The 14822-nt window shown below is 70.4% G+C and carries 13 protein-coding genes; 9 read left to right on the top strand and 4 right to left on the bottom strand.

The window, feature by feature from the left end:
• Positions 1-60: 60 nt before the first annotated feature.
• Both ACIA5G_RS08785 and ACIA5G_RS08780 read right to left on the bottom strand, forming a co-directional pair.
• Positions 61-2814, bottom strand: coding sequence for a transglycosylase domain-containing protein (locus tag ACIA5G_RS08785; protein ID WP_395921673.1), 2754 nt, complete (start codon positions 2812-2814; stop codon positions 61-63).
• 67 nt (positions 2815-2881) lie between these two features.
• On the bottom strand, positions 2882-3280 hold the full coding sequence (locus tag ACIA5G_RS08780) for a DUF5318 domain-containing protein (RefSeq protein WP_395921672.1): 399 nt from the start codon (positions 3278-3280) through the stop codon (positions 2882-2884).
• A 245-nt stretch (positions 3281-3525) separates the two neighbouring features.
• Between ACIA5G_RS08780 and ACIA5G_RS08775 the strand changes: the two genes are divergently transcribed.
• The 4 genes from ACIA5G_RS08775 (at position 3526) to ACIA5G_RS08760 (ending at position 6537) form a co-directional block, all read left to right on the top strand.
• Positions 3526-4071, top strand: coding sequence for a PadR family transcriptional regulator (locus tag ACIA5G_RS08775; protein ID WP_155548231.1), 546 nt, complete (start codon positions 3526-3528; stop codon positions 4069-4071).
• 69 nt (positions 4072-4140) lie between these two features.
• Positions 4141-5229, top strand: a complete 1089-nt coding sequence (locus ACIA5G_RS08770; RefSeq protein ID WP_395921671.1) for an inositol-3-phosphate synthase — start codon at positions 4141-4143, stop codon at positions 5227-5229.
• A gap of 100 nt (positions 5230-5329) precedes the next feature.
• Entirely contained in the window at positions 5330-5860 is a 531-nt protein-coding gene (locus ACIA5G_RS08765) for an RNA polymerase sigma factor (protein WP_395921669.1), read from the top strand.
• Positions 5857-6537: a hypothetical protein gene (locus ACIA5G_RS08760; RefSeq protein ID WP_395921667.1), complete on the top strand. Its 681-nt coding sequence runs from the start codon at positions 5857-5859 to the stop codon at positions 6535-6537. The genes ACIA5G_RS08765 and ACIA5G_RS08760 overlap by 4 nt, the downstream gene beginning before the upstream one ends.
• Here ACIA5G_RS08760 and ACIA5G_RS08755 read toward each other — a convergent pair.
• Positions 6530-7168: an HAD family hydrolase gene (locus ACIA5G_RS08755; RefSeq protein WP_395921666.1), complete on the bottom strand. Its 639-nt coding sequence runs from the start codon at positions 7166-7168 to the stop codon at positions 6530-6532. The genes ACIA5G_RS08760 and ACIA5G_RS08755 overlap by 8 nt on opposite strands.
• A 67-nt stretch (positions 7169-7235) precedes the next feature.
• On the opposite strand from ACIA5G_RS08755, the gene ACIA5G_RS08750 reads away from it, so the two are divergent.
• From ACIA5G_RS08750 to ACIA5G_RS08730, 5 genes are all read left to right on the top strand, one after another.
• A complete protein-coding gene (locus tag ACIA5G_RS08750) occupies positions 7236-7694 on the top strand; it encodes a MarR family winged helix-turn-helix transcriptional regulator (protein WP_395921665.1) in 459 nt (152 codons plus the stop codon).
• On the top strand, positions 7684-8901 hold the full coding sequence (locus ACIA5G_RS08745) for an MFS transporter (RefSeq protein WP_395921663.1): 1218 nt from the start codon (positions 7684-7686) through the stop codon (positions 8899-8901). Before ACIA5G_RS08750 ends, ACIA5G_RS08745 begins: the two co-directional genes overlap by 11 nt.
• Before the next feature lie 112 nt (positions 8902-9013).
• A complete protein-coding gene (locus tag ACIA5G_RS08740) occupies positions 9014-11098 on the top strand; it encodes a PhoX family protein (RefSeq protein ID WP_395921662.1) in 2085 nt (694 codons plus the stop codon).
• Positions 11099-11185: 87 nt separating this feature from the next.
• A complete protein-coding gene (locus tag ACIA5G_RS08735; RefSeq protein WP_395921660.1) occupies positions 11186-12814 on the top strand; it encodes an SdrD B-like domain-containing protein in 1629 nt (542 codons plus the stop codon).
• Positions 12811-13488, top strand: coding sequence for an SDR family oxidoreductase (locus ACIA5G_RS08730; RefSeq protein WP_395921659.1), 678 nt, complete (start codon positions 12811-12813; stop codon positions 13486-13488). The genes ACIA5G_RS08735 and ACIA5G_RS08730 overlap by 4 nt, the downstream gene beginning before the upstream one ends.
• A 3-nt stretch (positions 13489-13491) precedes the next feature.
• On the opposite strand, the gene ACIA5G_RS08725 is transcribed toward ACIA5G_RS08730, so the two are convergent.
• A complete protein-coding gene (locus tag ACIA5G_RS08725) occupies positions 13492-14799 on the bottom strand; it encodes an amidohydrolase family protein (RefSeq protein ID WP_395921657.1) in 1308 nt (435 codons plus the stop codon).
• Positions 14800-14822: the final 23 nt, after the last annotated feature.

Raw genomic sequence — 14822 nt, 5'->3', positions numbered from 1 at the left:
GGCAACGGGCCCCGCACTGGCGAAGTGCGGGGCCCGTTGCCGGGTGAATCGTGCCGAGGGTTATCCGGGCCCGGCGCCCGGTGGGGCAGCAACTCCGCCACCACCACCGCCGTTGTTGCCCGGTTCGAACGGGAGCCCGGTGCCCGGACCGGGCCGGGAACTGGTGGGCCGGCTCGGACGGCTCGACGTGTTCGACTCGCTGTCCGACGGCTCGGTGCTGTCGGACGACTCCGGGCTGGTCGGCGTGGGCGTCGTGCTCGGCGTGTCCGACGGCTTCGACGGGGTCGTCGTCACCTCGTTGACGTCCTTGCCCAGCGGGGCGACCTTTTCGAACTTCTCCGCAGGTTTGCCCTTGAGGTAGAGGTTCAGGAATTTCTGCCACGTCGGACCGGCGATCGTGGAGCCGTAGATCGGCTTGCCCTTCGCGTCGTGCAACGCCCGGTTGCCGTCACCGCCGACCCACACGGCTGCGGACACCGACGGGGTGTAGCCCACCATCCAGGTCTGCGAGTTGAGGTTGCCGTACGACGCCGGGTCGGTCTCCTTGGGGGCGTACTGCTGCGTACCGGTCTTGCCGGCGCACTCGTGGCCGGTCGGGCACTTCAGGTTCGAGTGCGAAATGACCGGCTTGAGCGCTTCGGTGACGTTGCCCGCGATCTGCTGGCTCTTCGCCGCGTCGTTGTCGAACGCCGGGTTGGACTTGATGTTGTTCTCGTCGAACTCCACCTCGTCCTGGCTGTTCGTCAGCTTCGCGACGAAGTGCTGCTCGTGGTAGGTGCCGCCGCCCGCGAACGACGCGTACGCCGCCGCCATGTCCCTCGGTGACACCGCCGTCTCGCCACCGCCGAGCGAGATGTTGTTGTCGCCGGTGAAGAGCGTCGCGTTGCCACCGTTGGCTTTCGTCCGGACGCCGGCTTGTTCCGCTGCCTTCGCGACCCCCGACGGGTGCACCTTGTTCAGCACCATGTCGTAGAACACGGTGTTCGCCGAAATCTCCATGGCCCGCGCGACCGTGCAGTCCGGGCCGCAGCTTTCGTCCTCGCCCGCGTTCCGGATCGGTTTGGCGACGCCGGGGAACTTGCGGTTGTTGGAGCCGTCGAACGTGTCACCGAGGCCCCCGCCCATCTTGAGGAACCCGGTGAGGTCGAACGGCTTCATCGAAGAACCCGGGTTGCGGGCCTGGTCCGCCCGGTCCTGGCCGATCTGGTCCTTGCCGTCCTTGTCCTTCACGATCTCCGGACCGTAGTTGTAGGCGAGCACGCCGCCGGTCTTCGGATCGACCGCGACGAGCGCGCTGAGCAGGTTTTCGTCCGTCTGGCCCTTCATGCCCTCTTGGACGGCCTGGTCGGCGGCGGCTTGCGCCGCCGGATCGATCGTCGTGTAGATCTTGGCGCCGGTCGTGAACAGCTTGCTCTCGTCGTAGCCCCGCGCCGCGAGCTCGTCCTTGATCCGCTCGCGGACCTGGTAGGTGAGCTTGCCCGAGTTCTGCTCCTTGTTGGCGTTCTTCGGGATCGGCGTCGGGAACTGGAAGCCGGCGCGCTCGTCCTGGCGCAGCCACTTGTTGGCGACCATCTGGTCCATCACGTACGCCCAGCGCCGCTGGGCGTACTCCTGGTTCTCCGACTTGCTCGGCCCCTGGATCAAGCCGGCCAGCAAGGACGCTTCGGACGCGTTGAGGTCCTTGACGTCCTTGTTGAAGTAGGCCTTCGCGGCCGCCTGGATCCCGTTCGCCCCGCGGCCGAAGAAGACGATGTTCAGGTAGGAAGTGATGATCTCTTCCTTGGACTGCTGGTTGTTCATCTTGAACGACTTGGCCAGCTCGGTCCACTTGCGGGTCAGCGTCGGGGCGTCGTTCTCGGTGGCCTTCTTGATGTACTGCTGGGAGATGGTCGAACCACCGCCCTGGCCACCGGTGACCTGGTTGTAGACCGCGCGTGCGATGCCGCTGACGTCGAAGCCCGAGTTGGTCTCGAACGTCGCGTCCTCCGCCGCGTAGACGGCGTGCTTGACGACGTCCGGCACCTCGCCGGGCTTGAGCAGCTGGCGGTCGCCGCCGGGCGGCAGCTCCCGGCCCATCACCTGGCCACCGGCGTCGTAGTAGGTGATCGGCTGGTTCTGCAGCGCCTTGATGCTCTCCGGCGTCGGGACGTCGACCAGGAAGTAGGTGATGACGAACGCGATCGCGGGGACCACGAAGAACAGCCCGACGCCGGCGTACGCCACCCGCCGGATGATCTTCCACCGGCGCTTCTTGCGCTGCGCCGGCGTGAGGATCCTCTTGCCGTCTTCGTCGAGCTCCTCCTGGGGCGCGACGTCGTCGGCGAACTCGTTGAAGGCGGCGTCGTCGTCGTAACCGTCGTCGTACGGGTCACGCCCGAAGTCGTCGGTCCCGTTGTGCGTGTGGTGGGTGATCAGGTCCGGTTCGCGCCCCGGCGGCGGCACCGGCCGCCCGCCGCGCTGCTGGCGGAAACCCTGCGGCGGCGACGGAGGCGGACCCTGCGCCGGGCGCTGGCCCGGCGGTGGCGGGACCGGCCGCCGCGCCGGCATGCCCTGCTGGCGGGGACGCTGCGGTTGCCGTGGCGGCTCTTCGCCGGGCCACTGCGGACCGCCTTCGTCACCGGACGGCCACTCGGGGCCGCCGCCGGCCCGGCCGGACGGCACCCCGCGGGGCGGCGTGCCGCGCTGCGGCCGCCGAGGGGCGTCTTCGCCGGGCCACGCCGGTCCGGGGTCGTCCCCCGGGCGCGAGCCTGATGGGGCACGGCGAGGTGCATCGGGCTCCTGGCCGGGCCAAGAGCGGTTGCGGTCGTCGTTCACGAATGGGCCTCCCAGACCGGCGCCCGGTAGCGCGCCGTTCTGCGCTCTGCAGCGGTTGTGATACAGCTCACCGGCCTGCGGTCCTTCGCGGACCGTCGGCCGGTTCCCCCGTGCCAAGGACGTATGACCGCACCAGATGGTTCCAGTGGCACGCCCGGCACACTTCGACGTCGTACACGGTGAACTCGGCGAACAGTCCGGCCATCCTGGCCAGCTCTTCGGGGGTCCTCGCCGAGCCCGCGACGTGCTTGAGTTCGTCACCGTAGACCCAGGACACCAGGGTCAGCGGTTCCTGGCGGCAGATCGGGCAGGGCAGGTCACCGGCCCGGCCGTGGAACTTCGCCGCCCGCAGCAGGTACGGACCGGCGTCGCAGGCTTCGTAGCTGCCGACGCGTCCGGAGCGGACTTCGGCCAGCAGCGCACGGCGCTGCAGCGCGTAGTCCACGACCTGCCGCTGGTTGAGCACCAGGACAGAGTACGGGCTCTTCCTGTGTCGTCCACGCCCCCTAGCGCGGCCGGGAGCGGGGCCGGAGCGGACACGCCGGACGTTCGATAACTCTCCGGTGAATTTCCCCCACTCCAGAGTGAGGAGGCCTGTTGGCTTCGCCACTTCGATGTATCGGCGCGATATAGTGGCTGAGTAGGTTGGATCGAGGCGATCATTCGGAGCAACGCCGATCGTCGAGGTTTGTTCCCGGAAGGGGGTGCGGTGTGCTGGAGTTCGCGATCCTCGGTCTTCTGCACGAAGCGCCCATGCACGGGTACGTGCTGCGCAAGCGGCTGAACGAGACGCTCGGCACGTTCCGGACGTTCTCGTACGGCTCGCTGTACCCGACCCTGCGGAAGCTGCTGCGGGCCGGGTACCTGGTCGAAGAGCTGGACGAGGCCGACGACCGGGCGTGGTCGCGGCGCGGGCGGCGGGTCTACAAGCTCACCGCGGAGGGCAAGGAGCGCTTCGGTGAGCTGCTCGGCGACGCCGGGCCGCAGACCTGGGACGACGAGGGCTTCGGCGTCCACCTGGCCTTCTTCTCGCGGACCCCGGCCGACGTGCGGATGCGGATCCTCGAGGGCCGCCGCCGTCGCGTCGAAGAACGCCGCGAGGGCATGCGGGCGGCGCTGGCGAGGGCCGAGCAGAAGATCGATCGCTACACCCGCGAGCTGCACCGGCTGGGGCTGGAGACCAGCGAGCGGGAGGTGCGCTGGCTCAACGAGCTGATCGCGCACGAACAAGCCGAACGGCAGGGTCCCGAGACCTGAGCCACGGCCGGGCCGCAGCGTCGCGGCACCAGACCTACTGAACAGACACTGATTGAAGGAGAAACCCCCATGGGCGAGAACCGCCGCGTACGGGTGGCCATCGTGGGCGTCGGCAACTGCGCGGCGTCGCTGGTCCAGGGTGTCCAGTACTACCGCGACGCGGACCCGACCACGCGGGTGCCGGGCCTGATGCACGTCGACTTCGGCGGCTACCACGTCCGCGACATCGAGTTCGTGGCCGCGTTCGACGTGGACGCCAAGAAGGTCAGCCGCGACCTGTCTGAGGCGATCTTCGCCTCCGAGAACAACACGATCAAGATCGCCGACGTGCCGCCGCTCGGCGTCACCGTCCAGCGCGGGCACACCCACGACGGGCTCGGCCGCTTCTACCGCGAGACGATCGAGGAGTCCGACGAGACCCCGGTCGACGTCGTCGCCGCGCTGCGCGAAGCGAAGGCCGACGTGCTCGTGTCGTACCTGCCGGTGGGCTCCGAGGTGGCCGACAAGTTCTACGCCCAGGCCGCGATCGACGCCGGCGTGGCGTTCGTCAACGCGCTGCCGGTGTTCATCGCCTCCGACCCGGAGTGGGCGAAGAAGTTCGAAGACGCGGGTGTGCCGATCGTCGGCGACGACATCAAGTCCCAGGTCGGCGCCACCATCACGCACCGCGTCCTGGCGAAGCTGTTCGAGGACCGTGGCGTCCAGCTCGACCGGACGATGCAGCTCAACGTGGGCGGGAACATGGACTTCCTGAACATGAAGGAGCTGGAGCGGCTCGAGTCGAAGAAGATCTCGAAGACCCAGTCCGTCACCTCGCAGGTCGACCGCGACCTCGGCAAGGGCAACGTCCACATCGGACCGTCGGACTACGTGCAGTGGCTCGACGACCGCAAGTGGGCCTACGTCCGGCTCGAGGGCCGCGCCTTCGGCGACGTGCCGCTGAACCTGGAGTACAAGCTCGAGGTGTGGGACTCGCCGAACTCGGCGGGCATCATCATCGACGCCGTCCGCGCCGCGAAGATCGCGCTCGACCGCGGCATCGGCGGCCCGATCCTGTCGGCCTCCTCCTACTTCATGAAGTCGCCGCCGGAGCAGTACGACGACTCGACCGCGCGCGACGCCGTCGAGAAGTTCATCCGCGGCGAGACCGAGCGGTAAATCCACTCGCCGTCGAAGGCCACCACCGGGGTAAACCCTGGTGGTGGCCTTCTTCGCGTGCTGGACTAAACCGGTGGGGCGGGGTGCGCGTTGGCGGGGTGTGAGTGCGAGCGTGGGCGAGAGCGTGCCGGGGGATCTGGGCGCGCCGACCTTCCACGACCTGTTCCGGGAGTACTTCGGCCAGATGACACGGCTGGCGCACCTGCTCGGCGCGGACGACGCGGAGAACGTCGCGCAGGAGGCCTTCGTCAAGCTCCACCAGCGGTGGGACACGCTGTCCGACCACACGCGGGTGGCCGGCTACCTCCGCACGACCGTGGTGAACATGTCGCGGTCGCGCACCCGGCACCTGAAGGTGGTCCGGCGGACGCCGCAGGACCGGCCGCCGGACGAGCTGTCGGCCGAGGTCCGGGCGGTGGCCAACTGGGAGCACCAGCAGCTGCGCGCGGTGCTCGAAAAACTTTCCCGCAGACAGCGCGAGGTTCTCGTGCTGAGGTATTGGCTGGACCTGAGCACGGCGGGCATCGCGGAGACGCTCGGCATCTCGCCGGGCACCGTCAAGGCGACCACCCACCACGCGATGGAGAACCTGCGCAAACACTTGGGGGACGACCTGGGAGGTGAGCGATGACCGACCTCGAACGCAAACTGGCCGAAGCACTGCGCGGACAGGCCGAGGAGGTCACGCCGAACCTCGACGCGGCCTGGGCGGAGCAGCAGCGCCGCCAGCGGAGACCCCACCGCCGCCGTCGGGCGGCGGTCTGGATCGCACCGCTGGCCGCGGTGCTGGTGGTGCTGACCAGCGTGTCGGTGGCCACGCAGGTGGACGTGCCGGCCCCGCCGGCGGACCCGGGCCAGGTGCTGACGATCGGGCGGCCCGAGATGTCGCCGGTGATCGTCGACTCGGGTGAGCCGAAGGCGCTCACCGACTTCGTGGGGCAGACCGACACCTGGACCTCGTACGCCGTCGAGAACACCGACAACGCGGGCAAGCGCATACTCTGCGTCCTGGCCCTGCCCAAGGGGGTGGCCTACGGTGGGCCGAACTCGAATTTCGGCATCGAGTCGCCGTCGTGCGTGCCCCTTTCGGGATCCCCCGTGCTCGCCGGGTACATCGGCAAGTACGGCGGCCCGCTGCCCGAGGGCAAGGCGGTCTTCCTCGTCGACCGGGGGGTGCGGGAGCTGCGCCTCTACGACGTGGTGGGCGACCTGAGCCAGGCCAAGCCGATCGGCACGCTGGGCTCGGGCCAGCTGTTCCTCGCCGACGTCAAGCCCGGTTCGCCGCCGGTGCGCTTCGCCGTCAGCTGAGCCCCAGTGCCCCTGGCAGGTCGGTGATCTTCTCGACCACCGCCGTGGCCTGCTTCAGCACCTCGGGATCCGGCGGGAAGTGCGGGTTCGGCACCGCATACACCGCCATCTTCGCCGCCAGCGCCGACCGCAGCCCGTTCGTCGTGTCCTCGACCGCCGCGCAGTCCTCCGGCGCCACGCCCAGCAGCTCGGCCGCGCGCAGGTAGACGTCCGGCGCCGGTTTCCCCGCGCCGACCTGCTCGGACGACACCGCCGCCCCCACCGGCAGGCCCGTCACGTCGAGGAAGCCCTTGATCAGGATCACCGGGGACGAGCTCGCGATCGCGACCGGCCAGCGCTTCGAGACCTGGCGCACGACGTCGACCGCGCCGTCGATCAGCGGCGGCTCCTGGGCGTACCGGGCGGCCATCCGCTTGACGACGAGCGTCGCGATCTCGGGCGGCGTGAGCCGCGCGCCGAGCTCTTCCACCAGGTAGCGGGCCCATTCCGGGGTGCTCATCCCCTGCTGGGCCCGGGTCGCCTCCTCGCGCCAAGTGCCCCCGTGCTCGGCGACGACCGCGCGCCGCACCTCGTCCCAGATCCGTTCGGAGTCCACGAGCACACCGTCGAGGTCGAAGATCACCGCGTCCATGCTCCCGAGCCTAGCCTGTGAGCCGACTTACTTAGCTACCCTTACTAATATTTGTTAGCATAGCTAAGTGACTTCCCCGATCGCCGATCTCGCCCACCGGCTGCGGCCGCTGGTCTTCCGGCTCTACCACCAGGTGCGCCGCCAGACACCGCAGCTGACGCTGACCCTCACCCAGGGCTCGGTGCTGAGCGAGCTGGTCAACGGCGGGCCGCGGCGGATGAGCGCGCTGGCCGAGTTCGAAAAGGTCAAGCTGCCGTCGATGACGGACGTCGTCGGCCGGCTCGAACGCCTCGGCCTCGCCACCCGCACGCCGGACCCCGCCGACCGGCGCGCGGTGCTCGTGGACGTCACCGACGAGGGTCGTCGCTTCTACGCCGAGACGGTCGCCGCCCGCGAAGAGTTCCTTCGCGAACGCCTGATCGTGATGGACGACGCCGACCGCGCTGCGATCGAAGCCGCCCTGCCGGCTCTCGCCAAATTGCTCGTCGACACCAAGAAGGAGGAACTGATCAGCGATGAGCGCTGAACACCACTCGAGCCTGCTGGACGCGGTCAAGGGCCAGCCCAAGCAGGTGTGGATCACCGCGTTCGCCGCGGTCATCGCCTTCATGGGGATCGGCCTGGTCGACCCGATCCTGCTGTCCATCGCCAAGGGGCTGGACGCGACGCCGTCCCAGGTCACCCTGCTCTTCTCGTCCTACCTCGGCGTCCAGGTCGTCGCGATGCTGGTCACCGGCGCGGCGAGCGCGAAGTTCGGGCCCAAGCGGACCGTGCTCGCCGGCCTGTCGCTGATCGTCGTGGCCACCGCGCTGTGTGCGGCCGCTGGCTCGATCGAGCAGCTGGTCGGGCTGCGCGCGGTCTGGGGCCTCGGCAACGCGTTCTTCATCGCGACGGCGCTTTCGGTGATCGTCGGCGCCGCGACCGGCGGTCAGTCCGGCGCGATCCTGCTCTACGAGGCCGCCCTCGGTGTCGGCCTGTCGGTCGGCCCGCTGCTGGGCGCGCTGCTCGGCAGCATCTCGTGGCGCGGCCCGTTCCTCGGCACCGCGATCCTGATGGCCGGCGCGCTCGTGCTGTGCGCGGTGTTCCTCAAGGGCGACAAACACGAGAAGCGTGCGCCGATCAAGCTGCTCGACCCGATCCGCGCGCTCAAGCACCCCGGCCTGCTGCGCACCTCCGTCGCCTCGGCGCTCTACACCGCCGCGTTCTTCGCGGTGCTGGCCTGGTCGCCGTTCGTCCTCGGCTGGAGCGCGATCGCCGTCGGGCTGATCTTCTGCGGCTGGGGCCTGTGCGTCGCGGTCGCCGGGGTCGCCCTCGCGCCGCGGCTGGCCGCCAAGCTCGGCGAGCGGCACGCGGCCGCGGCCGCCGTCTTCGGCTACGCCGTGCTGATGCTGGTGCTGGCCGTGCCGAGCAAGCCGGTGCTGGTGGCCGGCATCATCGTCTCCGGGCTGGTGTCCGGCCTGCTGAACACGCTGTTCACCGGCACCGCGATGTCGATCAGCGACGCGCCGCGCCCGGTCGCCAGCGCGGGCTACAACTTCTGCCGCTGGCTGGGTGGCGCGGTCGCCGCGACGCTGGTCGGGCACGTCGCCGAGTGGTTCGGCTCGCCGCAGGCGCCGTTCGTCGCCTCGGCCGTGCTGTGCGTGATCGCCGGTGGCCTGCTCTCGATGCGGGAGCGGAAGGCCGACCCGCACGCCGTGCCGCAGGAAGCGGCACTCGTCGGCGAAGAGTTCTGAGCCCACGGCCATTCGGGTGAGCGGTACACCCGCCGTTCACCTGAATGTCTGGATTGGCTGGTTTTCAAAGCCTACGGTCGGTTCGTTCCCGAACTCCCACCATGGAGGCCTCGTGCCCGACCGTCTGCTTCCGCTCCTTCCCGTCCACCCCGGCGGCCGCTCCCCGGTCACCTGCGAATACCGCTGTGGCAACGCCTGTGCCCACCCCGAGCCGAACGAGTCCGGGAACGAGTACTTCGGCGACGTCGTCAAGGACATCTCCCGCCGCCGGGCCTTCCAGGCCGGCGCCGTGATGGCCGCCGCGGCCGGCGGGTTCGCCGCGCTTTCGGGGACCGCGGCCGCCGCCGACGTCACCACGAACGGCCACGACCACGGCCACGGCCCGAAGCCGCGGCCGGTGCCCGGCACCGACTTCGACCCGGTCCCGCCGAACAAGCTGGACGTGGTCACCATCCCCGACGGTTATGCGCAGAACGTCGTCATCCGCTGGGGCGACCCGGTCGTCCCGGGGGCGCCGAAGTTCGACTTCACCAAGCAGACCGCGGCCGGCCAGGCGAAGCAGTTCGGTTACAACAACGACTTCGTCGGGCTCATCCCGCAGGACCCGCTGGGCCTGACCAACCTGCTCGTCGTCAACCACGAGTACACCGCCGAGGTGCACCTGTTCCCGGCCGACCAGTACGACCCGGCGAACCCGACCGAGGAGCAGGTGAAGATCGCCTGGGCGGCCCACGGCCTCTCGGTGCTGCTGACCCGCCGCGACCCGGTCCACGGCGGCCTCGAGGTCGTGCCCAGCCGGTACGGCCGCCGGATCACCCTCGACACGATCTTCGAGGTGCGCGGCCCGGCCGCCGGCTCGAAGTACCTGAAGACGTCGGCCGACCCGACCGGGCGCAAGGTCCGCGGCACGCAGAACAACTGCTCCGGCGGTGTGACGCCGTGGGGCACCGTGCTTTCCGGCGAAGAGAACATCCACCAGTACTTCGCCAACTCCGAGAAGGTGACCGACCCGGTCGAGGCCGCGCGGCTGAAGCGGTACGCGATCGGCACCGGCACGAGCACCCGCAAGTGGGAGCGGTTCGACAAGCGCTGGGACGTCGCGCAGGAGCCGAACGAGCCGAACCGGTTCGGCTGGGTCGTCGAGATCGACCCGAACGACCCGACGTCGACGCCGATCAAGCACACCGCGCTCGGCCGCCTCAAGCACGAGGGCTCGAACATCAAGATCACCACCGACGGCCGCGTCGCCGCCTACACCGGCGATGACGAGCGGTTCGAGTACATCTACAAGTTCGTCTCCAAGGGCAAGTACAAGCCGGGCAAGAGCGCGCACGCGCGTCGGCACAACTCGGCACTGCTCGACGAGGGCACCCTGTACGTCGCCCGCTTCACCGGCGACAGCCTGGTTTCGGAGATCGACGGCACCGGCAAGCTCCCGTCGGACGGTGAATTCGACGGCGCCGGCGAGTGGATCCCGCTGGCCAGCGGCAACAAGTCCTTTGTGGACGGATTCACCGCGGAGGAGGTCTACGTCTTCACGCGGCAGGCCGCCGACAAGGTCGCCGCCACGAAGATGGACCGGCCGGAGGACATCGAGCCGAACCCGGTCAACGGCCGGATCTACGCGGCGCTGACCAACAACACCGACCGCGGCGCGGCGGGCAAGGCCGGCGTCGACGAGGTGAACCCGCGCGTGGCCAACAAGAACGGGCAGATCCTGGAGCTGGAGGAGGCCCGCGGCGACGCGGCGTCGACGAAGTTCTCCTGGCGGCTGCTGCTCGTCTGCGGTGACCCGGCGGCGGCCGACACCTACTACGGCGGCTTCGACAAGAGCCAGGTCAGCCCGATCTCCTGCCCGGACAACGTCACCTTCGACCGGCACGGCAACCTGTGGATCTCCACCGACGGCAACGCGCTCGGCGCGAACGACGGCCTGTTCTCGGTGCCGGTGACCGGGCCGGAACGCGGTCACGTCAAGCAGTTCCTCTCGGTGCCGGTCGGCGCCGAGACGTGCGGCCCGAACGTCACCGACCACGTGGTGCTCGTCGCGGTGCAGCACCCGGGTGAGAACGCGGCGAGCTCGGCGAACCCGACGTCGCACTGGCCCGACGGCGGCACCGCGCAGCCGCGGCCGTCGCTCGTGTCGGTGTGGAAGAAGGGCCGCTTCGGACTGCCCGGCCGGATCGGCGAACGCTGACACAGCAGGTCCGCGCCGGTCGAGGTTCACTCTTAAGTGGACGGTTCTCGGCCGGTGCGGGCCCGCGCCCCGCGCCATAGTCGAGGCATGATCCGTTCGGCGCACGTGGTGGCAGCGGCCGTGGTGGCGGCTTCAGGGGCGGTGGTGCCCGCGGCGGCCGCGGCCGACCCGCCGCCGGCGTGCGGCGGGGTCGCGGCGAACCCGAGCGTCGAGCAGGTGACGGGCAACGGCGCACCCGACGGGTACGTCTTCACCCCGGCCGCGCCGGTGCCGCCGGGCACCCCGGCCGCGAAGGCGCCGAAGCTGCTGACCGAGCAGGCGTACGCCGTCGACGGGCAGCGGTCGGCGGTCGTCCAGACACCGGACGGCAAGGCCAGCACCGCCTACCAGACCGAGAAGTTCGTGCCCGGCGGCGTTTACACGCTGAGCGTGTCGACCGGTTCGCACGCCCCGGCCGCCGGACCGGCCACCGGCCTGCGGTTCTTCGACACGACCGGTGCGCAGGTCCAGGAGACGAAGCTGGTCGCGGACCACAACGCGAGCGACGGGCACCTCGCGAAGCAGGACTTCCCCGCGGCGACGGCGCCGGCCAAGGCGGCCACCGTGAAGTTCTTCGCCACGACGAGCTCCGAACGGCTGCGCTGGGACTGCGTCGTGCTGCAGCTCGCGGCGTACTCGGTGAAGAAGGAAGTGCAGAACCCGGCGACCGGCGCGTGGGGCCCGTTCGCGACGGTCACCGCGGGCGAGACCGCGCACTACCGCGTCACCGTCACCAACGAAGGCACCCAGGACCTCACCGGGATCACGGTGCAGGACCCGTGGTGCGCCACGCCGTTCGAGCCGTTCGCGCTGGCCGCGGGCGCGAACCGGCAGCTGACCTGCGACCACCCGAACCTGACGGTGGCCGACACCGGGCACGTCAACACGGCGAAGGTCACCGGCGTCCACCACCCGGGCGGCACGCTGGGCGACAAGACGGCGTCGGCGACGATCACCGTCGTGCCACCGCCCGCGATCGCCAAGATCGGCGACTTCGTGTGGACGGACCGCAACCGCGACGGGATCCAGGATCCCGGCGAGCCCGGCGTCGCCGGGGTGCAGGTGACGCTGAAGGACGGCGCGGGCGGCACGGTCGGGACGGCGACGACCGACACGAGCGGCAAGTACGGCTTCGAGAAGCTGAAGGACGGCACCTACCAGGTCTGCTTCGCCATCCCGGCGGACTTCACCGCCACGCGCAAGGATGCGGCGGCCGACGACCGCGACTCCGACGCGGACCCGGACGGCTGCACCACGCCGCGCACCCTGGGCGGCCCGGCGCACGAGGACTTCACGGTGGACCTCGGGCTGGCCCCGCCGACGAACCGGCTCGGCGACTTCGCCTGGCAGGACCAGGACGGGAACGGACTCCAGGACCCGGGTGAGCCGGGGCTGGCCGGGGTGAAGGCCACCTTGAACACCGACACGAGCGTCGTCACCGGCACGAGCGTCGTCACCGGCCCGGACGGCGCCTACGCCTTCACCGGCCTCGAAGACGGCGCCTACCAGGTCTGCTTCACCGCGGAGGGCCGGCACCCCACGAAGAAGGACGCCGGGGACGACACGAAGGACTCGGACGTCGACCCGGCGGGGTGCGCCGACCAGCGGACGCTCGGCCCCGGCCACCGCGACGACCGCACGGTGGACGCCGGGTTCGCCGATACGGTGGGGCCATGACGGATCTTCCCCTCGCCCTCGTCACCGGCGCCTCGCGCGGGATCGGCGCGGCGGTCGCCCACCAGCTCGCCCCGACACACCGCCTCCTCCTCGGCGGCCGGGACGCCGACGCGCTGGCCGCGCTGGCGAAGGAGCTCCCGGGCGCGAAGCCGTGGCCGGTGGACCTGACGAACCCCGCGTCGCTCGCCGAGGCGGTGGCGGACATCGCCGCCCTGGACGTCCTGGTCCACTCGGCCGGCGTCGCCCGCCTCGGCCGCATCGAGGAGTTGCCCGCCGAAGCGTGGCGCGACAACTTCGAGGTCAACACCCTGGCGGTGGTCGAGCTGACCCGCCTGCTGCTGCCGGCGTTGCGCGCGGCCCACGGCCACGTCGTGGTGATCAACTCGGGTGCCGGGCTGAACGCCCGCCCGGGCTGGTCCCCGTATGCGGCGAGCAAGTTCGCCGTCCGCGCCTTCGCCGACGCGCTGCGCGAGGAGGAGCCGGCCCTCCGCGTGACAACGGTCTACCCCGGCCGCACGGACACGGAGATGCAGCAGGAGATCTTCAAGGGCGAAGGCCGCGAGTACGACACGTCGCACCTGCTGAAGGCGGACTCGGTGGCGACCGCGGTGGTGACAGCGGTGTCAGCCACCCCGGACGCCCACCCGACGGAGGTCATCCTCCGCCCGCGCTGAGGCTCAGGCGCGCAGCCGGGCCGCGGTCTCGGCCACACCGGCCTGCACCTTCGCCCGGTCCACCTTCAGCGACTCGCCGTCGGCGACGACCTGCTCACCGGCGACCCACACGTCCCGGACGCGACGCGAACCCGCCGCCCAGACGAGGTTCGACAGCAGCTGGACGTCCGGGACGTCGATGCCGCACGCGAACGCCGGGTCGTCGAGGTCGATGTGCACCAGGTCGGCCCAGCGGCCCGGCTCCAGCGCGCCGATGTCGTCACGGCCCAATGCTTCGGCGCCGCCGCGCGTCGACAGCAGGAAGACGTCGGCCGCCGTCAGCACCGTCGAGTCGCCGGTGGACAGGCGGGCGAACATCGCCGCGAGCTGCAGCTCTTCCCACAGGTCGATGTCGTCGTTGGACGCCGGGCCGTCGGTGCCGAGGCCGACCGCCACGCCGGCCGCCCGCAGCTCGGCAATTCGCGCGATGCCCGAAGCGAGCTTCGCGTTCGAACCCGGGCAGTGCGCCATGCCGACGCCGTGCTGGGCGAACAGTGCGATGTCGGTGTCCGTCAGGTGGATCGCGTGCGCGGCGAGCACCCGGCCGTCCAGCATGCCGAGCTTCTGCAGCAGGGCCGGCACCGAGCCGTGCGCCTCGCGGACCGCCGTGTCTTCGAGCGCCGCCTCGGCGATGTGGATCTGCACCAGCGCGCCCCGCGCCGCCGCCGACTCCGCCGTCGTGCGCAAACCCTCTTCGGAAAGCATGTACGCCGAGTGCGGGCCGTAGCCGAGCTCGATCCGGTCACCCGGGCCGAAGCGCAGGCCGTCGGTGTCGATCCAGCGCTCGATCGCGGCCAGCTGAGCGCGCCAGTCGAGGCCGGGCAGCTCCATCACCGGCGGCGCGACCAGCACGCGGCCGCCCGTCGTGAGCACCGCGTCGACCAGCTGCTCACCTTCGAAGTACATCTCGGCGCTGGTCGTGACGCCGTGGCGCAGCATCTCGAGCGAGCCCAGCAGCATGCCGGTGCGGACGTCCTCGGGCCGCAGCTTCGCTTCGGCGGGCCAGATGATCTCGTTGAGCCAGGGCAGCAGCGGCAGGTCGCCGCCCATGCCGCGCAGCAGCGTCATCGGGCTGTGCGCGTGCGTGTTGACCAGGCCGGGGAGCAGGATGCCGGTCAGGGTGGTGACCGGTGCGGCGGACTCGGGGGCGGTGGCCGCCGGTCCGCAGTGGGAAATGCGCCCATCGGCGTCGACATCGACAACCGCGTCACGGAGAAGCGAACAGGACGGGTCGGCCGGGAGAACGACAGGGGCGTGGAAACGGCGTTGCATCTCTGGATACTACGCACTCGCAA

The organism is Amycolatopsis sp. NPDC051758, assembly GCF_044453095.1.
Lineage (GTDB): Bacteria > Actinomycetota > Actinomycetes > Mycobacteriales > Pseudonocardiaceae > Amycolatopsis.
The sequence above is the reverse complement of the archived record's forward strand: the minus strand, read 5'-3'. Positions and strand labels throughout refer to the sequence as shown.

Bases quoted from the DNA above. Each gene is read 5' to 3' on its own strand.
- ACIA5G_RS08770 (WP_395921671.1), top strand. From the start codon at position 4,141: ATGGGCGAGAACCGCCGCGTACGGGTGGCCATCGTGGGCGTCGGCAAC.
- ACIA5G_RS08760 (WP_395921667.1), top strand. From the start codon at position 5,857: ATGACCGACCTCGAACGCAAACTGGCCGAAGCACTGCGCGGACAGGCC.
- ACIA5G_RS08755 (WP_395921666.1), bottom strand. From the start codon at position 7,168: ATGGACGCGGTGATCTTCGACCTCGACGGTGTGCTCGTGGACTCCGAA.
- ACIA5G_RS08745 (WP_395921663.1), top strand. From the start codon at position 7,684: ATGAGCGCTGAACACCACTCGAGCCTGCTGGACGCGGTCAAGGGCCAG.
- ACIA5G_RS08735 (WP_395921660.1), top strand. From the start codon at position 11,186: ATGATCCGTTCGGCGCACGTGGTGGCAGCGGCCGTGGTGGCGGCTTCA.
- ACIA5G_RS08730 (WP_395921659.1), top strand. From the start codon at position 12,811: ATGACGGATCTTCCCCTCGCCCTCGTCACCGGCGCCTCGCGCGGGATC.
- ACIA5G_RS08725 (WP_395921657.1), bottom strand. From the start codon at position 14,799: ATGCAACGCCGTTTCCACGCCCCTGTCGTTCTCCCGGCCGACCCGTCC.